Consider the following 21,455-nt stretch of genomic DNA (forward strand, 5'->3'; position numbering starts at 1 on the left):
CGGCCTTTCTACTGGTGAGCCTCCGTGAGCAGCATCAGACCGTTGCCGTCCGGGTCGCGGAAGGAGGCCATCCGCCCCCACGGGTGCGCGTCCGGGCCGTGCACCTCGGTGCCCGCCTCGGCGAGCCGCGCGCAGTCGGCGTCGACGTCGGTCGTCACCAACATGATCCCCCGGGCCGAGCCGGGCTCGAAATCCCCCATCCCCGGTCCGGACAGCGTGAAGACGGTCTGCGCGCCCCTGGGCGCGACCTGGAGCCACCGGCCCGGCGGCATCTGCAGGTCGGCGGTGACCTCGAAGCCGAGGACGTCCCGGTAGAAGCGCAGGGCGCGGTCCTGGTCGGCCACGGGGAGGGTGACGAAGGAGGCGTGGGTGACGTTCATGCGTACGACAATAGGTAGGAGATTTCCTACGAGTCAACCGTAGGGAATCTCCTACCTTTTTCGGCGGGCGCGGGCTACCGGGACGGGTAGGGCAGCAGCGCCATCTCGCGCGCGTTCCTGACGGCGCGGGCCAGCAGCCGCTGCTGCCGGGCGGTGACCCGGGTGACCCGGCGGCTGCGGATCTTGCCGCGGTCGGAGACGAACCTGCGCAGCAGGTCGGTGTCCTTGTAGTCGATGCGGGTCACGCCGGCCCGCTCCAGGGGGTCGGGCCGGCCCTGGGCGGGCTTGCGGTCGCTCTTGCGGGACATCAGACCTCCAGCAGGGTGTCGAAGGCGGGCGGCAGCCTCTTCCAGGCGGCGCGACCGGCGGCGTACTCGGCGTCGGTGAGCAGGCACCACTCCAACAGGTGCGCGAGTCCGTCGCGGTCGAGGCCGGGCGAGGTGAACACGAGGTGGTTGCAGCAGTCACCGTGCTCGGGGTGCCAGTCCAGCGCCGCGGCGGCACGGCGCACCGGCGGGACCATCTCCCAGGCCGCGTCCGGCAGCGCGGCCAGCCAGGGCCCCGCGCTCTCCACGCACAGCGCGCCGCCGGCCGCGTCCCAGTGCAGCAGCGTGTCCGGCCTCTCGGCGAGCCAGAACCGGCCCCGGCTGCGCGCGGCGGCGCAGGTCAGGTCCTCCAGTGCCGCGTACAGCCGCTCCGGGTGGAAGGGCCGGCGGCGGTGCCAGACCAGGGTGGAGACGCCGTGCCCGTCGGCCTCCGCGGGCAGCAGCGCGCAGGCCGGGTGCTGGGCGGCGGCCGCGGCCTCGATGTCGAAGCCCGCGAGGGCCGCCTGGGCGAGCGGGCCGCGTGCACGTGCATCCGCAGGCCCCGGTGCAGGTGCTGTTCCCGCCGCGGGCGTGGGCACCGGTCCCGCCCCCGCGGCGGGTGCGGTGCCCACCGGGCCACCGTGGCCGATCGGTACCCGGCGGGCCGTCGGGTGGAGCTGCGCGAGCAGCTCGCGGTCCTCGTCGTCGGCCTCCGCGGAGTCGGCGACGGCGAGGACGGGGGCGTACTCCAGCTGCCGGGCGAAGGTGTCGGCGACCGTGCGCCGGTCGGTGGCCGCCGCGGCGAGCCCGGCCTCGGCGAGGTCGTCGCCGTTGCCGAGGTACGGCAGCACCAGCGCCGGGTCCACCGCGGTGATCACGGAGGTGACGGTCAGGCCGCCCGCCGTGATCACCTCGGCCATCGCCTTGGGTTCCACCGAGTCCCACAGCTCGACGATCGCGAGGCGGGTCGTGCCGTCGTCGGCGAGCCGGCGCAGCTCCGGCACCAGGTCCTCGCGCAGGGCGCAGCAGGCGCAGTCGTCGACCAGGGGTGTCTCGCCCGCGGACACGATGCCGTCGCGGTCACGGACCGTACGGACGACGGTGCCGGCCGTGGCCGTCGCGAGGTCGTGGTGGAGCACGACGCTGCCCGGCACGTCGGCGAGCAACCGGTCGACGGCCGCCGTGCGGGCATCGGCGTGCAGTCCGCCCACGACGGCCACCGGCAGGCTCACGCGCCGCCCCGCTTCCCGTACCGGCGCTCGAAGCGCTCCACGCGGCCGGCGGTGTCCAGCACGCGGGCGGTGCCGGTGTAGAAGGGGTGGCTGACGTTCGAGATCTCGACGTCCACGACCGGATAGGTGGTGCCGTCCTCCCACTCGACCGTCTTGTCGCTCGTCATGGTCGAACGGGTGAGGAAGGCGTGCCGCGCGGCGCGGTCGCGGAACACGACGGGCCCGTAGTCCGGGTGGATCTCCTTGCGCATGGCGGGCCTCAGCGCTCCTCTCGGAAGTCGACGTGCCGGCCGACGACCGGGTCGTACTTGCGCAGCGTCACGCGGTCCGGGTCGTTGCGGCGGTTCTTGCGGGTCACGTAGGTGTGGCCGGTCCCGGCGGTGGACCGGAGCCTGATGACCGGGCGGAGTTCGTTGCGTGCCATGCTGCTATCTTACTGAAAATGAATTCCATTAGCTACAAGAGCTGAGGAGAGTCACGTCACCATGTCCGCGCACTGCATGCTCACCGGGGCCCGGCCGGGCTTCGGCAACCGCATCTCCCACTCCCACCGGCGCACCTCCCGCCGTTTCGACCCCAACGTCCAGTCCAGGCGCTATTGGCTGCCCGGCGAGGGCCGGTACGTCCGGCTGCGGCTGAGCGCGAAGGCGATCAGGACCGTGGACGCGATCGGCGTCGAGGCGGCCGTGGCCCGCATCCGCGCCCGGGGGGTGAGGGTCTGATGGCGAAGAAGAGCAAGATCGCGAAGAACGACGAGCGGCGGGACGTCGTCGCCCGGTACGCCGAGCGCCGGGCGGAGCTGAAGGAGATCGTCCGCCGCCCCTCCTCGACCGAGGCCGAACGGTCCGCCGCCCAGCGGGAGTTGCGCAGGCAGCCGCGGGACGCCAGTGCCACGCGTGTCCGCAACCGCGACCAGGTGGACGGCCGCCCGCGCGGCTTTCTGCGCCACTTCGGACTGTCCCGGGTGAACCTGCGCGAGCAGGCTCACAAGGGGTTCCTGCCCGGCGTCCGGAAGTCCTCCTGGTAACTGCTGGTAGCTTGCTGCGGGCCGTCCGGCCGAGGGCGGCCGGCCCCTACAGCTTGGGAGCTTTCCGGTGACTTCTGCGACTGTGCGAGTGCGGAGCGCGGCCCTGGCCGCGGGACTGGCGGGCGCGCTGGCGCTGACGGCGTGCAGCGGCGGCGACACGGAGGACGGCTCCTCGTCCTCGCCCAGCGCCACCACGGCCCCGACGTCGAGCACGGGGGCCTCGGGCGTGACCGGCGCCTCGGCCAAGCTCCAGGGCAGCTGGATCACCACCTCCGGCGGCAAGATCGTGGCCCTGGTGGTCGACGGCAAGAAGGCGGGGATCTTCGCGACCGGCGGAACCGTGTGCAGCGGGACCGCCGGCACCGAGGCGGGCATGCGGATGATCCACCTGGCCTGCACCGACGGCAGCAAGGACCGGGTCACCGGGATGGTGGACTCGGTGGACGCCAAGGCCCTGAAGGTCACCTGGTCGGGCAAGCTCGGCCAGGAGACGTACACCAGGGCCGAGGGCGGCAAGCTGCCGTCCGGGCTGCCGACCCAGCTGAAGCAGTGACGCGCGCCGCTCGGGCCGGCTCGGCACGGTGATCCGCCGGGCGGCCCGACGCGGTGAACGTCCGGCACGGTGAACCGGAAGGACGTCGGGCGCGGTGCTCCGGAAGGACGTCCGGCGCGGGTGAACCGGAAGGACGTCCGGCGCGGTGAGGCGCTGGGTCACCCGATGCGGTGGTCCGGAAAGGCGCCCGAAGCGGTGATTCGGGAGGGGTGCGCGAACGGGGTCGGCGCGCAGGCGCCATGATGCAGGGGCACCGTCACGACCTCGATGGGGACCTGCTCATGCGCGCCTTTCCGCTCACCGTCACCGCCCTCGCCGCCGCCCTGCTGCTCACCGCCTGCGACGACGGCGGGGGCAAGAGCGGCGACAAGAACAGCTCGGCCTGCAAGATCGGCGGGGTGTCGGTACAGATCGGGTCGGCGAGCGTGGCGCCGGCCGCCGGGGACACCGGAGAGGTGCCGGTCAGCATCACCAACCAGAGCGCCTCCTGCACCCTGGACGGCTTCCCGAGCGCCGTGCTGAACGCCGGCGACACCGAGCACAAGGTGCCCGCCCTCGAAGGCGCCAAGCCGCAGAAGCTGAAGCTCGCCAAGGGCGATTCGGCGTCCTTCACCATCAGCTACGTCCGCGGCAAGGCGGACGACAAGAGCAGCCTGGCGGCCAAGACGGTGAAGGTCGCCCTGCCCGGCTCCACCACCACCCGGAGCTTCCCGTGGTCGTACGGCCCCGTCGCCGTCAAGGCCGGCGGGTCCCAGGCGGACGCCACCGTCAGCTCCTTCCAGCAGGTCGGGGACTGAGGCGGATCGAGGCTCAGGGCAGCCGGTGCCGGCCCTTGACCTGGGCCCGGTCGGCGGCCGCCATGCCCTCCGTCCAGCCCGCCGCGTCGCTCACGCCGCGCAGCCGGGTCGTCGTGGTCTGCGGGAACATGCGCTCCAGACGGCCGGTGACGGCCATCGCGCGCGTGGCCAGCACCGGCAGCAGGTCCCGGGTGACCTGGACCTCTGCGGCGGCCGCGAGCCGGTCACCGACACGATGGGCGTAAGCGGCCAGGAACGACTGCCGGAAAGTCTTGGTCCGTTTACGCCCGCCGGCCCTCTGGGCCGCCTCCGCCTTGGTCATCGCGTGCGTGGCCTGCACCAGCAGCGAGGTGTAGAGCAGCTCGACCGCCTCCAGGTCCGCCTCGAAGCCGACGACCGTGGAGAAGCCGAGCGGTTCGTTCCACACCGCACGGCAGTGGTTCGCCGTGGCCACGGCGTCCAGCAGCACCGCCTTGGCCTGTTCGTACGGCGGCTCGACTCCGATCCGGCAGGCGCCGGGTATGTCCGGGGCCGGCGCCTCGGCGGCGAGCAGCGCCTCGTCGACGCTGTGCCGGGCCATCAGCTCCTGCGCCTTGGCGCTGAGCGCCTCCGCCTCCTCCGGATAGCCGGTCGCCTCGGCCTTGGCGAGCAGCGCGCGGATACGGGTGAGCATGCGGGAGGCGGCCGGGCCGGGAGCGCGGCGGGACTCGTCCTCCAACGGCTCCAGGGCGGGCAGGCGCAGCAGCAGGCGATACACCCCCAGAACGGCCGAGGCGTGCGAGAAACGGTCGGCCCCGGGCGCGGGTCCCTCCGGCAGTGCTTCCAGCTGGGCGGCCCAGCGGCGCCCACGCGCGCGGTCCCGCCCGGCCTGCGCGCGGATCAGCACGGCGGCCAGGCGGACGTGCGCCTCGTCCAGCTCGCGCCGCACGAGCCGTACGACGTCGGCGGGCTGCCAGCCGCGCCGCCAGGCCGTCGCCACGAACTCCTCGCCCCGCCGCGCGAGTTCGCCGTCCGCGGCGGGGTCGGCGGCGAGCAGGGAGGCGCCCGCGTCCAGGCCGGTGTCGGTGTTGTCGTAGAGGGCGGCCTCGAAGGCTCGCTCGACGGTACTGGCAGTGCTGGTCACGCCATCGATCGTGCCACGCCCCGCCGACAGCGGGCCGAAGTCGTCCACAGCCTGTGGACAACCTTTCGGGGATGCCCGGGTGGAATCGCGACAGAGGTATCCGCACTGTCAACCATCGGTTGACAGTGCCGCATGCGCAACCTACGGTTGACACATGGCGACCAACGGGAACATCACGGCATCCGTGCGCCTCGACGACCTCATCGAGGCCATCAAGAAGGTGCACACCGAACCTCTCGAACAGCTCCAGGACGCGGTGATCGCGGCCGATCACCTCGGAGACGTGGCCGATCATCTGATCGGCCACTTCGTGGACCAGGCCCGCCGCTCGGGCGCGTCGTGGACCGACATCGGCAAGAGCATGGGCGTGACCCGGCAGGCGGCACAGAAGCGGTTCGTGCCGAAGGAGTCCGCCGACCTCGACCTCAGCCAGGGCTTCAGCCGCTACACCCCACGCGCGCGGAACGTGGTCATGGCCGCGCACAACGAGGCGGTGGCCGCCCGCACCCCCGAAGGCCGGCCCGAGCACCTGCTCCTCGGGCTGTTGGTGGAGCCGGAGGGCCTGGCCGCGAAGGCGATCACCGCACAGGGCACCGCCCTGGACGCCGTACGGCAGACCGCGTCCGCCGCGCTCCCGCCCGCCGCGGACGACATCCCCGACCTGATCCCCTACGGCCCCGAGGCCAAGAAGGTCCTGGAACTCACCTTCCGCGAGGCCCTGAGGCTCGGCCACAACTACATCGGCACCGAGCACATCCTGCTGGCCCTCCTGGAGCACGAGAACGGGGAGGGCGTCCTCAGCGGCCTCGGCATCACCAAGCCGGCGACCGAGGAGTACGTCGGCAAGGTGCTGGCGTTGCTGCTGGAGCAGAAGAAGGAGGCGGCAGCGGCGGCGGAGTCGGCGACCGGTCCCGCGGAGCCCTCCGAGGACTGAGGCCCGGACCGGCACCGCGGTGCCCTTGGAGGGCCGGAGCCGCAGGTCGAGGCCATTGTCAGACCCGCCTGCCACACTCGCAGTCATGACCGACCGGTGGGCGCTCGCACCGGCCGAGGACGGTGGCGTGGACGTCGCCCCCCTCGGCCCGGACGGGCTGCCCGCCGGACCGGTGCGGCGGGAGAGCGATCTCGCCGGGGCGGTGCGGAGCCGCCCGGAGGTGACGCGCTGGGTGTGGCGGTCGACCCCCGAGGTCTATCCGCGTCTGCTCGCCACGGGGGTGCGAGTGGAGCGGTGCTACGACATCGAGGACGCCGAGACACTTCTGCTGGGCCACGAGGGACGGTACGGCGAGCCACGCTCGGCCGCCGCCGCCCTGGCCCGCCTCCGCGGCGGCCCCGTACCGCCCGACCCGCCGCAGCGCGCGGCCGTACCGGGCGCCCAGTCCCCGCTGTTCGAGCCGACCAGTACCCACCTGCCCCTCGACGACCTCCTCGCGGTCTACGCCGATCAGCAGCGGCGGCATCAGCGGGCCGCGCACCCCGACCGGATGCGCCTGCTGACGGCCGCCGAGTCGGCCGGGATGCTGGTGGCCGCCGAGATGAACCACGCGGGCCTGCCCTGGAGCGCCGCGGTCCACCGCGAGCTGCTGCACGACCTGCTCGGCGAGCGGTACGCGGGCGGGGGCGAGCCGCGCCGCCTGGCCGAACTGGCCGAAGAGGTGTCCGCCGCCTTCGGCCGCCGGGTGCGGCCGGATCTGCCCGCCGACGTCGTCAAGGCCTTCGCGCAGGCCGGGATCAAGGTGAAGTCCACCCGCCGCTGGGAGATCCGGTCCGTCGACCACCCGGCCGTCGAGCCGCTGCTGGAGTACAAGAAGCTGTACCGCATCTGGGTGGCGCACGGCTGGTCCTGGCTCCAGGACTGGGTGCGTGAGGGCCGCTTCCGCCCCGAGTTCCTCGCCGGCGGCACGGTCACCGGACGCTGGGTGACCAACGGCGGAGGTGCCCTGCAGATCCCCAAGGTGATCCGGCGGGCCGTGGTCGCCGATCCCGGCTGGCGGCTGGTGGTGGCCGACGCCGACCAGATGGAGCCACGGGTACTGGCCGCCATCTCCCGCGACCCCGGCCTGATGGAGGTGGCCGGCCGCGAGAGCGACCTGTACCAGTCCGTCTCCGACCGGGCCTTCTCCGGCGACCGGGACCAGGCCAAGCTCGCCGTGCTCGGTGCGGTCTACGGCCAGACCTCCGGCGACGGCCTGAAGAACCTCGCCGCGCTCCGCCGCCGCTTCCCCAAGGCCGTCGCCTACGTCGACGAGGCGGCACGCGCGGGCGAGGAGGGCCGGCTGGTGCGGACCTGGCTCGGCCGGACCTGCCCGCCCGCCGCCGGTTCAGGCGAGGACTCCGCGGAGGAGGCCGGCATCCCCGTCGGCGAGGAGGACACCGAGGCGCGGGCCGACGACCAGGGCTGGGTGCCCGGCTACGCCTCGACCAACTCCCGGGCGCGGGGCCGCTTCGCGCGGAACTTCGTCGTGCAGGGCAGCGCCGCCGACTGGGCGCTGCTGCTGCTCGCCGCACTGCGCCGGGCCTGCGCGGACCTCAAGGCCGAACTGGTCTTCTTCCAGCACGACGAGGTGATCGTGCACTGCCCCGCGGAGGAGGCCGACACCGTCGTCCGGGCCATCCGCGAGTCCGCCGCCCTCGCCGGACGGCTGACCTTCGGCGAGACACCGGTGCGGTTCCCGTTCAGCACGGCGGTGGTGGAGTGCTATGCGGACGCCAAGTGAGCAGAGGCCTCGGGCCGGTTCAGGCCGCGAGCAGCTCCCGCAGCTCCGCCAGCACCGCCTGCTCGTCCGTCCCGCCCAGCGCCGCGAGGGCCGCGCGCCAGGCGTCGTACGCCTCCGCCCGCCGTCCCTGCTCGCGCAGCAGCAGCCCGTGCTGGTGCCGGGCCAGGCCGCCCATGTAGCGGTCGGCGCGCGCGTCCGCCCGGTGCAGCAGTTCGGCGCACTCGCCGCCCGCCCGCTCGCTCTCCCCCAGCTCCCGCAGCGCGCGGACCAGGCCCAGCCGGGTCTGGGACTCGCCGTGCCAGTCGCCGTGGTCGCCGAGGATGCGCAGGCTCTCCTCGAAGTGCCGGGCGGCGGCGGCCGGTTCGCCGAGGGTGAGGTGCGCGTAGCCGATGTTGCAGTGCGCCGAGTGCTGCACGATCACGGCGCCGATCGCGTCCCCGATCGCCAGCGAGCGCCGGTGCTGCTCGATGGCGGCGCGCGGGTCGATGTGCTCGTAGAGGTTGCCGAGATGGCTGTGGGTGACGGCCTCGCCGTAGGGGTCGTTCAGCCGCCGCGAATACGCGAGGCTCTGCCGCAGCGCCTCGCCTGACTCCTCGAACCGTCCCAGCCCTTCCAGCAGCAGCCCGCGGTTGTTCAGGCAGCGCCGGATCCTGGAGGCCGTGCCGAGCCGCCGCCAGATCTCCAGGGCCCGGTCGGTGAGGGCGAGGGCGTCGTTCTGCCGGCCGGCCAGGAAGTGCAGGCCCGCCAGGTCGCCCAGCGCGTACGCCTCGGCCGCCGCGTCACCGAGCCGCCGCGCCGCCTGGAGCGCGGCCCGTCCGAGCACCTCCATCTCGGCGACCCGTCCGCTGCGCTGCACGTACGGGAAGAACAGCCGTACGAGCGTCGAGAGATGGGCGGCCCGGCGTGCGTCGGCCGTACCCGCGTTCCGTGCCACCAGGGTGACGATGTTGTCCAACTCCACCTGAGCCCAGGCGAAGGCCACCTCCGCGGACTCGAAGAAGGACAGCGCCGCGACGTCGCCGGCATGCTCGGGCGGCTGCGCGGAGGTCGGCCGACGCCGGTCGTCCTGGTCCAGGCCCGGCTCCACGATCGCCGTCAGCAGCCGCTCGGCGACAGCGGCGTACCAGCGGAGGGCCGCCAGATCGGGGGCGACGGCCTCGGGCCCGGGGGTGGCGGCGTCGGCGGCCGGGGCGGAGGGGGCAAGGCGCGGGGCGGCGGCGTCGGCAGCCGGAACGGAGGCGTCGACCCCAGGGGCGGCGGCGTCGGCCGGGGCGGAGGGGGCGGGGTGAGAGGCGGGGATCCCGGTGGCCGGTGCCGGAGCGTCGGGCGCGGGGTTCGCCGGGAAGGGCGCGGCCTGAGCGGGGGCTTGGGCAGGGATCGTACCGGTGGGCGTGCCGGGGTGGCCCGGGACAGCGGCCGGGAGGGTGCCGAGGGGAACGGCGGCGCCGGCCGTCTCCGTGTCCGCCAGTTCACGGGCGAAGTCGCGGACCAGGTCGTGCGGGGCGTAGCGGCCGTACGCCGTCTCCTCCAGCAGGGCGACGTCGACCAGGCGGTCCAGGGCGGCCTCGGCGCGGCGCGCGTCGGTGCCGGTGAGCCGGGCGATCAGCGGGGCGCTGTAGGCCGGCAGGTCGAGCGCGCCGATGTGGCGCAGCGCGAGCGCCGCGTCCCGGTCGGCCTCGCGCTCGGCGGCGGCGAGCGCGTCATGGGCGACGGCCAGGGAACGCCGGACGCTCAGGTCGTCGTACTCCAGGTGGTTCAGCCGCCCGCCGGTGGCCGCCAGCTGGCCCGCCAGCACATCCGCGGTGAGCGCGCGGCGGGCGGCCAGCCGGGCGGCGACGACACGCAGCGCGAGCGGCAGCCGGCCGGTCAGCTCGACCAGCGCGTGACCGGCGTCCAGCCCCTCGCGTCCGCTCACCGCGCGCAGCAGGGCCGCGCTGTCCTCGCCGGTCAGCGGGCCGAGCGGAAAGCGCCGGGCGCCGTCGAGGGCGGTCAGCGGCGAACGGCTGGTGACGATCACCGCGCAGCCGGGCCCGGCCGGCAGCAACGGCCGTACCTGGGCCGCGGTGGCCGCGTCGTCCAGCACCAGCAGGATGCGGGCGGGCGCCAGCAGGGAGCGGAGCAACGCGGCTGCCGCGTCCGGGTGTTCGGGGATGTTGCGGGGCTCTGCACCGAGGTCGCGCAGCAGGGCCGCGAGAGCCTGCACGGCGGTGAGCGGGGTCATGCCCGGGGTGGCGCCGTGCAGGTTGACGTAGAGCTGACCGTCGGTGAAACGTTCCCTCATTTCATGTGCCACGCGCAGCGCCAGCGCGCTCTTGCCGACGCCCGCCATACCGCTGATCACGGCGACGGCGGGGGCCGGTGCGGGCGGCTCGGTCAGCGCCCGGCACAGCTCCCGGCGTACGTCGGCACGACCGGTGAAGTGGGCGGGAGGAGCCGGCAGCTGGGCCGGGCGCGGGATCTGGCGCGTGGCGGGGGCGCCTTCGCGCGGGGACGCGGGGGGCGTGGCGGCGCCCGCCCTGCCCACGTGGCCGGCCGGGTCCTGCTGCCGGGTGCCTTCGGTGGCTCCCCGCCGGTCACCGTGCTGCTCGTGCCGCCGCCCCTCGCCGCTCCCCCGCAGCACCTCGACGTGCGCTTCGCGGACCGCCGGGCCGGGCTCGATGCCGAGTTCCTCGACCAGGCGGGCGCGCAGGTCACGGTGGACGGCCAGGGCCTCCGCCTGGCGGCCGGTGCGGTGCAGGGCGAGCATCAGCTGCCGGTGGTAGGCCTCGCGCAGCGGATACTCGGCGACGAGAGCCGCCAGCTCGGGAATCAGCGCGGCCAAGCGGGCGCCGCCCAGCGCGAGTTCGGCGTCGTAGCGCCACTCGAGCAGAAGCAGCCGCGCCTCCTCGAGACGCTGCACGAGGGCGTAGCCGCCCAGGTCGGTGGGGAGCCCGCTGAGCGGGGCGCCGCGCCAGAGCGCGAGCGCGGCCGTGCCGGCCCGTACGACGCCCGGCCAGTCCCGCCGCGCGTGCGCGGCACGCGCCTCTCGCACCCGCACGTCGAACACGTGCACGTCCAACTCGCCGTGGTCGACGCGCAGCAGATACCCCGGCGGTACGGCCCTGAGCCGGTCGGGGTCGTCGAGAAGCCGGCGCAGCCGGGTGACGTGGTTGTGCAGGGAGGCCTGCGCGGAGACGGGTGGCGCCCCACCCCACAGGGCGTCCTTCAGCGACTCGACCGACACGACCCGGCCGGCCTCCAGCAGCAGGGCGGCGAGCAGGACGCGCACCTTGGGGCTGCCGATGGCACGGACGCCGTCGTCGGGAGCGTCGTCCGCGGCCACGGCACCGGTGAGGGTGTCGCCGGAGGCGCCTCCGACGGCTTCGGCCGCCTCGTCCACCTCGGCGGAAGCGCCCTCGGGGGTGTCGTACGAGATCTCGTACGGCGGCCGGTCGTAGAGGACGGGGGGTCCCAGCAGCCCGAACCGCAGCTCGTACCGCCGCATCACGCCGCCCCACTGACTTCCCGCACGGCCGGGACCGGCCGTGCTCCGCGGCGGGCGCGCGCCCGCCGTTCTCTGGCGGAATCCCGCCCTGTCCGCAACGGTTTCCCGCCACCTTCTGTTCGCCGCACCCGGCTCCGGATCCGCCCGTCCCAGGGCCTGTTCCACTGCCGCCGGGCGGCTTCCGGCCAACCGGTTCGCGTCCCACCGTCGAACCGTTGGCCACATGTTAGCGATCCGTTGGCGCATCCTGATGTGATCATTCCATCGGATCCGGCCCGACGGCGCGCGCGTAAGTCGCGTAACTCGGGGGAGTGTCGCCGCAGGCTGGATCCGGGGACGCAAAGGGGCCCCGGTCGGCGGAGGTGAACGACCGGGGCTCCGTCCCGTTCCTTCTGCGTGGCCGCTGGACTCCCTTTCGCGGCCCCCGTGTTCAGGCGCCGAAGCCCCCGCGCGTGACTCAGATCACCGGCGGCCGTCCGAGCCGGGTGAGCCGCCACACCGTCCGCCAGCGCATCGGCCGCCGCTCGCCCGCCGGCTCCCGCACCCCTTCCAGGAACCCGCCGAACCATGCCTTCAGCCCCGCCGGCGAGCGGGTGCGGGCGAGGGTGAGCAGCGTCCACGCCGCCAGGTGCACCGCGGCGAGCGGCAGGGGCAGCCGGCGCCGCACGAGCCAGACACGGTTGCGGGCGTTGACCCGGTAGTAGATGGCGTGCCGGGCCGGTGACGTCTTGGGGTGCCGGAGCAGCAGCTCGGGGGCGTACAGGATCTTCCAGCCGGCGTCGGCGGCCCGCCAGGCGAGGTCGGTCTCCTCGTGCGCGAAGAAGAACTCCGCCGGCCAGTCCCCGGTCTCGGCCAGCATCGCCATGCGCAGGGCGTGCCCGCCGCCGAGGAACCCGGTGACGTACCCCCCGCGCATCGGGTCCGACTTCCCCACCCGGGGCACGTGCCGCTGCTGGGTCTCGCCGTGCTCGTCGGCGATCCGGAAACCGACGATGCCGAGGCGGGGGTCGGCGGCGTACAGGTCCCGTACGCGCCGCAGCACGTCGGCGTCGACGAGCAGCCCGTCGTCGTCCAGCTCCACGACGACGTCGACGTCCCCGTACTTCCGCAGCCGCGCGAGGGCGACGTTCCGGCCGCCCGGGCAGCCGAGGTTCTCCTCCACGTCGATGGTGGTGACCTCGCCGGGCAGCGAGAGCCGGTGGGCGAACTCGGGCAGCCGGCAGCCGTTTCCGACGATGACGATGCGGGCCGGAGCGAGGTCCTGCTTGGCCACGGACTCCAGCAGGGCGTCGACCTCGGCGGGCCGGTTGCCCATGGTCACCACGGCGACGGCGATCCTCGGCTCCACCACGTCCCTCACCCCATCCGGCCGACGGCGGCGCCGCGCCTCGACCGCGCGGCGCCCGCCGTTCACCAAGATGTTGCCTCACGTCCGCGGGTTCATCTGACGCCACTTCACTTTGCGGCACCTTTGCTCCGGTTTTGTCCGCGGCGAAGGAGCGGCCTCGCGGGCCGGTCCCCTCAGCTCGTGTCGGTGGCGCGGACGGCCCAGCGCTCCTCGACCTTGGCGAGGCGCCAGTACCCGATGGCCACGGCCCACACGACCACGAACAGGCCGACGATGACGTAGCCCACGTTGTCCAGGTCCAGGGCTGCGATCCAGTCCGTGACGCCGTCGTGCAGACCGAGCTTGTCGTGCAGCACGCCGACCAGCTCGATCGTGCCGACGAAGAAGGCCACCGCGATGGACAGGCCGGTGATGGTGAGGTTGTAGAACACCTTCCGCACCGGGTTGGAGAAGGCCCACTGGTAGGCGAAGTTCATGAACGTGCCGTCGAGGGTGTCGAACAGGCTCATGCCGGCCGCGAACAGCAGCGGCAGGCACAGCACGGCGTACCACGGGAGACCGGCGGCGGCCCCGTTGCCGGCCAGGGCGAGGAGCAGGACCTCCGTCGTGGTGTCGAAGCCGATGCCGAAGAGGAAGCCGAGCGGGAACATCTGGCCGGGGCGGCGGATGGACTTGGTGAGCCGGCCGAGGACACGGTTCATGAAGCCGCGGGAGTCGAGGTGGGCCTCAAGCTCCGCCTCGTCGTAGTGCCCGGCGCGCATCGCCTTGAACACCCGCAGAATGCCGAAGAGCGCGACCAGGTTGAGGGCGGCGATGAGGTACAGGAAGCTGCCGGAGACCGTGGTGCCGACGGTGCCGAGGACCTGGTGGGTCCGCGAGCCGTCGTTCATCAGGGTGCCGGCGAGCTTCGCGCCGCCGGCGACCAGCGCGGCCATGACGACCACCACGCTGGAGTGCCCCAGCGCGAACCAGAAGCCCACCGACACCGGCCGCTTGCCGTCGGCCATCAGCTTGCGGGTGGTGTTGTCGATCGCCGCGATGTGGTCCGCGTCGAAGGCGTGCCGCATGCCCAGCGTGTACGCCGTGATGCCGAGGCCGAGACCGAACGCCTTGGTGCCGACCTCGTAGTGACGGGGGATCACGAGCAGGAACAGGATGCCGAACGCGACCACGTGCAGGGCGACGATCACGGCCAGGAGACCCGCGGTACGGACGGTGTCCTCGCGGCGCCAGCGGAAGGACGGGGCGGCGGCCGTTTCGGGCACGCCTTCGGACACGGTCATGCGTTCACGCTCCAGCACCTCGTGGATCAGCTTCGTGATGCCGTGGCCGGTCTCCTGGCTGACGGGTCGACGCGCCCGCCCCTGCCTTCCCGGCCGTGCGGCCAGTGGCGTGTAGGGGGCGGGAACTTCCCGATCACAGTGGCGAGGGCCGCTCCGGATTGAGCCCCTGAGGGCTGTCACCGGTCTTCCCGAACACCACGGCCCGCTCACACTAGGCGGCGGTGGGTAGCGGCTGCAAGGCTGCACAACTGAACAGATATGGAGGCCAGGGCCGCCGGCTGCGATGATGGGGCCATGCATCTCGTCCCCGTGGAACGTGCCGGGCAGCGCACCATCGACGGCCATCGGGTCTGCGACGCCATCGCCGCCGTAGGCGAGCCGGAGCGGGTACGCGCCTGGGCCGACCGCTTCTCGCTGCTCTCCGATCCCGGACGCCTGTCCCTGCTGCTCGCGCTCCACGAGGCCGGCCCGATCGCCGTCTCCGACCTCGCCGTCGCCACCGGGATGAGGGACACCGCCGTCTCCCAGGCGCTGCGCCTGCTGCGGGCCGCGGGCGTCGTCGAGGGCCGCAAGGACGGCCGCGTCGTGCGCTACCGACTGGTCGACGAATCGATCTCCGAACTGCTGAAGCACTGCGCCGCACGCGACTGACACGCCACCGGCCACCGCGGGCAGCCGGGCCCCACCCCCCTGGGGGCACAACCACCCTTCTATAGAGTGACCATGACTGATCGTCACCGCTGCCGGTGAAACGAAGCAGCGTCTCGGCGATCCGCAGTACACGGAAACAGGGGAACCACATGGGCCTGATACACAAGCGCGTCGGCACGATCCTCGGCATGGGCGCGATGCTCGTCGGCGCGGCGCTCACCACCGGGGCCGGCACCGCCAGCGCCATGGACCCGGACGGGTCGTACACCATCACCATCCACAACTCCAAGGGAACGGTGATCGGGTACGCCCGCTGGAACGCCGACCCGCAGCCCGCCCCGAACATCCCGGGCGACGCCCTCATCGCCAAGGACGTCTACGCCGACGGCCTGGGCATCCAGGCGGAACTCAGCAACGGCCGCGTCGCCTCCACCCTGGGCCACGACTCCCCCTACACGAAGATCGTCCCCGGCAACCTCCCCGAGGGCACGGCGTACAAGCTGCGGGGATGCATCGTGACCAGCACCTACCGGGAGTGCTCGCCCTGGCACGACGTCCGCGCCTGAGCCGCGAGCCGAGAAGACCCCGGGCCGGATGTGATCCGACCTGGGGTCTCCATGGAACCGCTTTCGGGGCCAGGTGCACGCGACCTGTCCGTGAAGCCGGATTCTAGTAGAAGAGAATCAGGCCCCCGATGGCGGTAAATATGACTTCTCCGGCCTGCTGGGGAGGGTTTGCGTTGGCGACGGCGACGGCCTGCTCGGGGTTGGCGTAAATTCCGTTCCAACGCCAGCGCTGTCCCTCGGCGAGAGCTGCTGAGCGCGTCTTGAAGGCGATGCCTTCCTCTACAGTCAGAATCCTGTCGAGGGGGACCTGCTCATTGCCTTTACCGGTCATGGCACTACACACTCCTTCGTCGCTGATCGCGAACCATAGGGGGGCGCCTCTCCCGGACCGAGCGAGGCGCCATTCATGCGAGTCACCCTTCGGGCTGCAGGGACAGCTTCCGGTTGCGCCACCAGCCCCACACGGTGATGCGGTTGAGTCCCTTACGGCGCCGGGCACAGCTTCCGCACTCAGGGATGCGTGCCCGGCGCGTGATGGCCGATATCACGTCACCCAGGCCGACCGCACCCTTCCACCCGTGGCCGGCGCCGAGCGAAGGCAGCTGCCTTTCGAGGTTTTCCCAGGCCACGGACATACCCGGAACGAGTTCGATGAGTTTTTTTTCCTCACCGCTCATGATTTCCACGTCCGGGTGTGCGAGGAGCTTTTCGGCAACCTCTCCGTCGGCGATCCCGACGTACGCGATCTGGCTGCCGCGAACGATGATCGCGTCAGGAACATCGTATTTCAGCGCCGGCAGTCCATCTCTTCCCGCTCGCTGTTCGACCGGCACGGTCAGCCAGTGAATGACGGTTCTCACGTCGCGATCTCCCGTGTCACGTGTGGCAGCATCCGGTGACCATGCTGCACAGCCAGCCGCAATCGCACGCCACGCAGGCGGCACATCGGGCCGCGCAGAGCCCACAGGTGGCTGCCAGGCAGGCGACCACCGCGGGCAGGGCGCCCAGCGGGAGGCAACTGGCCAGCGAACCCAGGCAGACGCCGCCGCACTTGCTCGCGAGACAGCCTCTGAAGGCATCCCAGAGGCCGTCTGCGGCGACGAGGTCCCCGCTCGTGTCGACGGTGAATTCCTCGGCGTTGAGCCAGCTCCCGTCCCTCTGGACGAGGGCCCTCACCACCGGCACTCCCGGCACGGGGGCGGCGTCCACTGCGGGGCGGGTGTCGATGCTGGCGGCTATGAAACCTATCCGCTGCTCCCCTGAACTCGGCCCCTCGCCGAACACCATCCTGGCCGAGTACTGGGCCACGACTGCGCCGCTTTCCCGATCACGCACCGACCGTTCGAACTGGGCGCTGAACTCCACACCGAAGGCACTTGGGATCTCGTCCACCTGGCCGAGCGCGTACTGCGCGGAAAGAGCGTGCTGCAGTTCGGACAGCCTCGCCTCCGGGTGAGCACGGATCGAATCGAACTGCGGCAGCGCTGACTCATTGGTCAGCATTGACCACTGCTCCTGCCTGACGGAAGGATTCGACATCTCCTTCTCCTCTCTCCCTGCGGATTGGGTGGTCACCCAGAGGGCAGACCGCCCGCCTCGTTCACATCATGTACCGCCGTGAGTTGACCCGCACGCTGAAACAATTCTGCTACCGGTTTGCTTTTTGACTGCTCGTAACTTGCAAGCTAAATACGCCATAATGAGCGTCGTGCGTACAAAGGGAACTGTGCCTGTGACGGCGCGCTTGCCGTACGGCACTCGGATGAGGCTGCATCAGTTGTTGAGCAATGAAAGGAATCGGTCCAAGGAGCTTACGGACAGCGGGCGATGGGACCTGGTCGGCCTCACTCGCCGTGAAGCCGCAGCTATACGCGCCGCGCGACGTCTTCAGCTGTCCAGAGCCCGTGAATGCGGAGAACTCCTGGACTCCGTAGATCGGTTGGCGGCTCTGGGCGTGCGGCGCGAACTGCAATCGCGGGGGTGGGACCGCTCCTGGCCGGATTACCCGGAGGAAGCCCGCGGTCCGGGGCGATGGCCCGGTTCTCAGGACGGAGGATTTCCCGAAAAGCTGTCACTGCGACTTCCGGCTGACCTGGAACGCCAGGTCCGGTCCGCGTGCTGGTACACATCGGCCGACGCCATCACGGCCCTTCTCGACTGGCGGGATCGGCACCCGCAGGTCGTACCACGTCGCCACACGGCGCCGGCCGGACAGGAGAGCGCCCTGCGGACATACCGCCAACTCGCGGCTCGGGTCACGACCACCGGTGAGATCTGGCGAGCGGGCATTCAGCGGGGGATCGAGGCTTGCCGGGCCTGAGACCTTCGTGGCGACATTGCCTGCCGACGGAATGCCGGCAGCCGCCGCCCGCCGCTGCACCGGCACCGGACCCGCCACCACCAGCTCCCTGTCCCCCGGGCTGCACGACCCATGCGAGCCGCGTCCGGGGAGCCGCGGGAAGAACATCCGGTCGTCTTCTCGCGCCCTGACCGCCGGACGATGATCGCCGTCTGTACGACGTGAGCCGTCACACCGCCGGCACGATCCTGAACGAGCCGAGACGCCTGCCCAAGGACGCGAGGGGCCGCACGGGGAACCACTTCACGCCCAGCCCGGGGCTCGCGTCCGAGGCCAGAACCGAGACCAGGGACACCCGCGCGGACCGTGCCCGGCACCGCCGCAGAGTCCGCTGAACGACGAAAGAGCACCTAGGAACGTTCCTAGGTGCTCTTTCCGGAGGAGCCGCTTTCGGGATTCGAACCCGAGACCTACGCATTACGAGTGCGTTGCTCTGGCCATCTGAGCTAAAGCGGCGCGCTGTCCGCACCATGGTGCGATCAGCAACGTCGGTAAGTCTACACAGTTTCCGGGGGTGCTTCGTACCCGCCCCGGAACGACGGACTCCGGGGCGGGGGGAAGGGGCTATGAGCAGCGCTTTCGGGCGGCCGGCGGGACGCCGCGGAGCAGGTAGGTGTTGATCGCCGTGTCGATGCAGGTGCTGCCGCGTCCGTAGGCGGTGTGGCCGTCGCCGACGTAGGTCAGCAGGCGGGCCGAGGAGAGCTGGCGGGCCAGCGACTGCGCCCAGCGGTAGGGGGTCGCCGGGTCCCGGGTGGTGCCGACCACCACGATCGGCGCCGCGCCCTTGGCCTCGATGCGGTGCGGTTCGCCCGTCGCCTTCACCGGCCAGTACGCGCAGTTCAGCGAGGACCAGGCGAGGCCGGCACCGAAGACCGGGGACGTCTTCTCGAACTCCGGCAGCGCCTTGTCCACCTGCTCGGGGCCGGTGAAGGCCGGCGGCAGGTCCAGACAGTTCACGGCGGCGTTGGCCATCATCAGGTTGCTGTAGCGACCGCTCGCGTCACGCTCGTAGTAGCTGTCGGCGAGCGCGAGCAGGCCCGCGCCGTCGTCGTCCTGCATCGCCGAGGTCAGCGCCGCGCGCAGCTGCGGCCACGTCCCCTCGTCGTACATCGCCGCGATCACGCCTGTGGTGGCGAGCGACTCGCCGAGCTTGCGGCCGTCCGCGTCGCCCGCCGGAATGGGGTGGGCGTCCAGCTTGCGGAAGAACGCGTTGAGGTGCTCGCCGACCTGGGCGGGTGTCGTGCCCTTGCCGCCGAGCGGGCAGTCGGGGTGCCGCACGCAGTCCTTCGCGAAGGCACGGAAGGCCGTCTCGAAGCCCGCCGTCTGGTCCAGGTTCAGCTTGCGGGCGTCGAGGGTGGGATCCATCGCGCCGTCCAGGATCATCCGTCCGACCCGCTCCGGGAACAGACCGGCGTACGTCGCCCCGAGGAACGTGCCGTACGACGCCCCGACGTAGTTCAGCTTCGGGTCTCCCAGCACCGCCCGCACGATGTCCATGTCCCGTGCCGCGTCGACGGTGGAGACGTGCCGGAGCAGCCGTGCCGAGTGCGCCCCGCAGCTCTCCGTGAACTTCTTGTCGGCCGCGGCCAGTGCATTCCGCTCCCGCTGGTCGTCGGGCGTCATGTCCGTCTGCGTGTACGCGTCCATCTGACGTCCGTCGAGGCATTCGACGGGCTCGCTGCGGGCGACGCCCCGCGGGTCCACCGCGGCCATGTCGTAGCGGGCACGGACGTCCGCCGGGTAGCCGACGCCCGCGTACTGCTGGAGGTAACCGATCGCGGAGCCGCCCGGACCACCCGGGTTGACCAGCAGCGAACCCAGTGGCTTGGCCTTGCCGGTGGCCTTCTTGCGGGCGATGGCCAGCCGGATGTCGCCCGAGCCGGGCCGCGCGTAGTCCAGCGGAGCCTTGATCGTCGCGCACTGGAAGCCGGGCGCGCCGCAGCTGCGCCAGTGCGGACGCTGCGTGTAGTACGGCGTCAGCGCCGACGGCGTCGACTGCGGCAGTGCGGCCAGTCCCGCGTCCACCGTCCCGCCCGGCGAGGTGCTCGGACCACCGGCGGAGCAGGCGGTCACGAGCAGCGCGGCGGCCGTGAGGAGCGGGGCCATGAGACGGGCCGCCGTCCGGGAGCGGGCGCGGCGGGTCCGGCGGGGTGATCGGCGGCTGGGGGATGGCCTGGTGTGCATCAGGCGAGCGTAACGCTGCGCGATCAACCGGGCGCGGTGCGCGAGGATTGTGGCTCGTACGGGGGACATCACCGGGGCGCGAGCGGAGCACGGAAAGTCTTCAGGCGTCCGGTCACCGCGCCCGCGCCCGCGCCGGCCTCCGGACATTCCGCTCACCCCGCCCGCAGAGTCACCCCGCCCGCAGGGCCATCGTCATCGCCTCCACCGCGAGCAGCGGGGCCACGTTGCGGTCGAGGGCTTCGCGGCAGGCGGCGATCGCCTCGATACGACGGAGCGTGGACTCCGGGGCGCTGGCGCGGGCCAGCCGTTCCAGGGCGTCCTCGGCGTCGGCGTTGGCGATCGCCACGCGGGAGCCCAGCTGAAGGGCGAGGACGTCGCGGTAGAAGGCGGTGAGGTCACCGAGGGCGACGTCGAGGCTGTCGCGCTGCGTACGGGTTCTGCGGCGCTTCTGCATGTCCTCGAGGTCCTTCATCACGCCCGCCGTGCCGCGCGGCAGCCGGCCCCCCTGCGCCGCGCCCAGCGCCGCCTTCAGCTCCTCGGCCTCCTTGCCGTCCATCTCCTCGGCGAGCTGCTTGGCGTCCTCGGCGGCCGCGTCGACCAGTTCCTGGGCCGCCTTGAGGCAGGCACCGACCTCGTCCAGTCGCAGCGGGAGCTTGAGCACGGCGGCGCGGCGCTCGCGGGCCGCAGGGTCGGTGGCCAGGCGCCGGGCCCGGTCGACGTGCCCCTGGGTGGCGCGGGCGGCCGCCGACGCGACCTCCGGTTCAATGCCGTCACGGCGTACGAGCATGTCGGCGACCGCGTCGACGGAGGGCGTGCGCAGGTTCAGGTGGCGGCAGCGGGAGCGGATGGTCGGCAGCACGTCCTCGATGGAGGGGGCGCACAGCAGCCAGACCGTGCGCGGGGCGGGCTCCTCGACGGCCTTGAGGACGGCGTTGGCCGACTTCTCGTTCAGCCGCTCGGCGTCCTCGACCAGGATGACCTGCCAGCGGCCGTTCGCCGGGGCGGTGAACGACTTGCGGACCGTGTCCCGCATGTCCTTCACCAGGATCTCGGAGCCGACCGCGGCGACCGTGGTGACGTCCGCGTGGGTGCCGAGCAGCCCGGTGTGGCAGCCGTCGCAGAAGCCGCAGCCGGGGGAGCCGCCGAGGGCGCGGTCGGGGCTCACGCACTGCAGGGCCGCGGCGAAGGCCCGGGCCGCCTGATTCCGGCCCGCTCCGGGCGGGCCCGTGAACAGCCAGGCGTGCGTCATCCTCGACGCCTCCGGCGGCGGCTCGTCGGCCGCGGCGGCGGTGACGAGGGCGTCGGCGTCCCGCGCGGCGGCGTCGAGCACCGCGCTCACCTTCTCCTGCCCGACGAGGTCGTCCCACACGGTCATGGGTCACGCCGCCCTTCCGTCACACTGCGCGTTCCGCAATCCATTGTGCGGGTGCGCACTGACAACGTGTG

22 protein-coding genes, 1 tRNA gene and 1 riboswitch are annotated in these 21,455 nt (G+C 72.4%); of the genes, 8 read left to right on the forward strand and 15 right to left on the reverse strand.

The genetic code is table 11. The features are described 5' to 3' along the window. Positions 1 to 8: 8 nt before the first annotated feature. The 5 genes from ACZ5CW_RS33200 to rpmG form a co-directional block, all read right to left on the reverse strand. The gene (locus ACZ5CW_RS33200) at positions 9 to 380 is read right to left on the reverse strand and encodes a VOC family protein (RefSeq protein WP_468607988.1); all 372 of its coding nucleotides are present in this window, start codon (positions 378 to 380) and stop codon (positions 9 to 11) included. A gap of 74 nt (positions 381 to 454) precedes the next feature. Further along, positions 455 to 688: a 30S ribosomal protein S18 gene (gene rpsR / locus ACZ5CW_RS33205; protein ID WP_468607990.1), complete on the reverse strand. Its 234-nt coding sequence runs from the start codon at positions 686 to 688 to the stop codon at positions 455 to 457. After that, positions 688 to 1,917, reverse strand: a complete 1,230-nt coding sequence (locus tag ACZ5CW_RS33210; protein ID WP_468607992.1) for a CobW family GTP-binding protein — start codon at positions 1,915 to 1,917, stop codon at positions 688 to 690. The genes rpsR and ACZ5CW_RS33210 overlap by 1 nt, the downstream gene beginning before the upstream one ends. Then, positions 1,914 to 2,168 carry a type B 50S ribosomal protein L31 gene (locus ACZ5CW_RS33215; protein ID WP_468607994.1) on the reverse strand — a complete coding sequence of 85 codons (255 nt, stop codon included), beginning with the start codon at positions 2,166 to 2,168 and terminating at the stop codon, positions 1,914 to 1,916. Before ACZ5CW_RS33215 ends, ACZ5CW_RS33210 begins: the two co-directional genes overlap by 4 nt. Positions 2,169 to 2,176: 8 nt before the next feature. After that, a complete protein-coding gene (rpmG, locus tag ACZ5CW_RS33220) occupies positions 2,177 to 2,341 on the reverse strand; it encodes a 50S ribosomal protein L33 (protein WP_468607996.1) in 165 nt (54 codons plus the stop codon). A 61-nt stretch (positions 2,342 to 2,402) separates the two neighbouring features. On the opposite strand from rpmG, the gene rpmB reads away from it, so the two are divergent. The 4 genes from rpmB (at position 2,403) to ACZ5CW_RS33240 (ending at position 4,294) form a co-directional block, all read left to right on the forward strand. Next, positions 2,403 to 2,639 carry a 50S ribosomal protein L28 gene (gene rpmB, locus ACZ5CW_RS33225; protein WP_468607998.1) on the forward strand — a complete coding sequence of 79 codons (237 nt, stop codon included), beginning with the start codon at positions 2,403 to 2,405 and terminating at the stop codon, positions 2,637 to 2,639. Next, positions 2,639 to 2,944, forward strand: coding sequence for a 30S ribosomal protein S14 (gene rpsN, locus ACZ5CW_RS33230; protein ID WP_468608000.1), 306 nt, complete (start codon positions 2,639 to 2,641; stop codon positions 2,942 to 2,944). Before rpmB ends, rpsN begins: the two co-directional genes overlap by 1 nt. 67 nt (positions 2,945 to 3,011) lie before the next feature. Further along, positions 3,012 to 3,497, forward strand: coding sequence for a hypothetical protein (locus ACZ5CW_RS33235; RefSeq protein WP_468608002.1), 486 nt, complete (start codon positions 3,012 to 3,014; stop codon positions 3,495 to 3,497). A 281-nt stretch (positions 3,498 to 3,778) separates the two neighbouring features. Beyond that, the gene (locus ACZ5CW_RS33240) at positions 3,779 to 4,294 is read left to right on the forward strand and encodes a DUF4232 domain-containing protein (RefSeq protein ID WP_468608004.1); all 516 of its coding nucleotides are present in this window, start codon (positions 3,779 to 3,781) and stop codon (positions 4,292 to 4,294) included. A gap of 13 nt (positions 4,295 to 4,307) precedes the next feature. Here ACZ5CW_RS33240 and ACZ5CW_RS33245 read toward each other — a convergent pair whose 3' ends face one another. Further along, positions 4,308 to 5,417, reverse strand: a complete 1,110-nt coding sequence (locus ACZ5CW_RS33245; protein ID WP_468608006.1) for a DUF2786 domain-containing protein — start codon at positions 5,415 to 5,417, stop codon at positions 4,308 to 4,310. A gap of 154 nt (positions 5,418 to 5,571) precedes the next feature. Between ACZ5CW_RS33245 and ACZ5CW_RS33250 the strand changes: the two genes are divergently transcribed. Both ACZ5CW_RS33250 and ACZ5CW_RS33255 read left to right on the forward strand, forming a co-directional pair. Further along, complete coding sequence (locus ACZ5CW_RS33250; RefSeq protein WP_468608008.1) at positions 5,572 to 6,351, forward strand: Clp protease N-terminal domain-containing protein; 780 nt, start codon at positions 5,572 to 5,574, stop codon at positions 6,349 to 6,351. An 85-nt stretch (positions 6,352 to 6,436) separates the two neighbouring features. Further along, a complete protein-coding gene (locus ACZ5CW_RS33255; protein WP_468608010.1) occupies positions 6,437 to 8,134 on the forward strand; it encodes a bifunctional 3'-5' exonuclease/DNA polymerase in 1,698 nt (565 codons plus the stop codon). Between the two features lie 19 nt (positions 8,135 to 8,153). On the opposite strand, the gene ACZ5CW_RS33260 is transcribed toward ACZ5CW_RS33255, so the two are convergent. The 3 genes from ACZ5CW_RS33260 to nicT form a co-directional block, all read right to left on the reverse strand. Then, positions 8,154 to 11,618: an AfsR/SARP family transcriptional regulator gene (locus tag ACZ5CW_RS33260; RefSeq protein ID WP_468608012.1), complete on the reverse strand. Its 3,465-nt coding sequence runs from the start codon at positions 11,616 to 11,618 to the stop codon at positions 8,154 to 8,156. 457 nt (positions 11,619 to 12,075) lie between these two features. Next, positions 12,076 to 12,969 (reverse strand): glycosyltransferase family 2 protein, encoded by an 894-nt coding sequence (locus ACZ5CW_RS33265; RefSeq protein WP_468608014.1) that lies wholly within the window; start codon positions 12,967 to 12,969, stop codon positions 12,076 to 12,078. Between the two features lie 170 nt (positions 12,970 to 13,139). Next, positions 13,140 to 14,249 carry a Nickel transporter NicT gene (nicT, locus tag ACZ5CW_RS33270; RefSeq protein WP_468608016.1) on the reverse strand — a complete coding sequence of 370 codons (1,110 nt, stop codon included), beginning with the start codon at positions 14,247 to 14,249 and terminating at the stop codon, positions 13,140 to 13,142. Between the two features lie 27 nt (positions 14,250 to 14,276). After that, positions 14,277 to 14,464, reverse strand: a riboswitch (cobalamin riboswitch). Positions 14,465 to 14,543: 79 nt separating this feature from the next. On the opposite strand from nicT, the gene ACZ5CW_RS33275 reads away from it, so the two are divergent. After that, positions 14,544 to 14,900, forward strand: a complete 357-nt coding sequence (locus ACZ5CW_RS33275; RefSeq protein ID WP_468608018.1) for an ArsR/SmtB family transcription factor — start codon at positions 14,544 to 14,546, stop codon at positions 14,898 to 14,900. Between the two features lie 149 nt (positions 14,901 to 15,049). Next, the gene (locus ACZ5CW_RS33280; protein ID WP_468608020.1) at positions 15,050 to 15,466 is read left to right on the forward strand and encodes a hypothetical protein; all 417 of its coding nucleotides are present in this window, start codon (positions 15,050 to 15,052) and stop codon (positions 15,464 to 15,466) included. Between the two features lie 103 nt (positions 15,467 to 15,569). On the opposite strand, the gene ACZ5CW_RS33285 is transcribed toward ACZ5CW_RS33280, so the two are convergent. The 6 genes from ACZ5CW_RS33285 to ACZ5CW_RS33310 all read right to left on the reverse strand — a co-directional run bounded on the left by ACZ5CW_RS33285 (position 15,570) and on the right by ACZ5CW_RS33310 (position 21,384). Continuing rightward, complete coding sequence (locus ACZ5CW_RS33285; RefSeq protein ID WP_468608022.1) at positions 15,570 to 15,797, reverse strand: hypothetical protein; 228 nt, start codon at positions 15,795 to 15,797, stop codon at positions 15,570 to 15,572. A gap of 82 nt (positions 15,798 to 15,879) precedes the next feature. Next, a complete protein-coding gene (locus ACZ5CW_RS33290; RefSeq protein WP_468608024.1) occupies positions 15,880 to 16,326 on the reverse strand; it encodes a hypothetical protein in 447 nt (148 codons plus the stop codon). Positions 16,327 to 16,342: 16 nt separating this feature from the next. Next, the gene (locus ACZ5CW_RS33295; protein ID WP_468608026.1) at positions 16,343 to 16,969 is read right to left on the reverse strand and encodes a hypothetical protein; all 627 of its coding nucleotides are present in this window, start codon (positions 16,967 to 16,969) and stop codon (positions 16,343 to 16,345) included. A gap of 1,238 nt (positions 16,970 to 18,207) precedes the next feature. Beyond that, positions 18,208 to 18,281 (reverse strand) — tRNA-Thr (locus tag ACZ5CW_RS33300). Positions 18,282 to 18,389: 108 nt separating this feature from the next. After that, positions 18,390 to 20,009: an alpha/beta hydrolase gene (locus ACZ5CW_RS33305; protein ID WP_468608028.1), complete on the reverse strand. Its 1,620-nt coding sequence runs from the start codon at positions 20,007 to 20,009 to the stop codon at positions 18,390 to 18,392. Positions 20,010 to 20,178: 169 nt separating this feature from the next. Further along, entirely contained in the window at positions 20,179 to 21,384 is a 1,206-nt protein-coding gene (locus tag ACZ5CW_RS33310) for a DNA polymerase III subunit delta' (RefSeq protein ID WP_468608030.1), read from the reverse strand. Between the last annotated feature and the right edge of the window lie 71 nt (positions 21,385 to 21,455).

This window comes from Streptomyces sp. NPDC031379 (assembly GCF_055569615.1).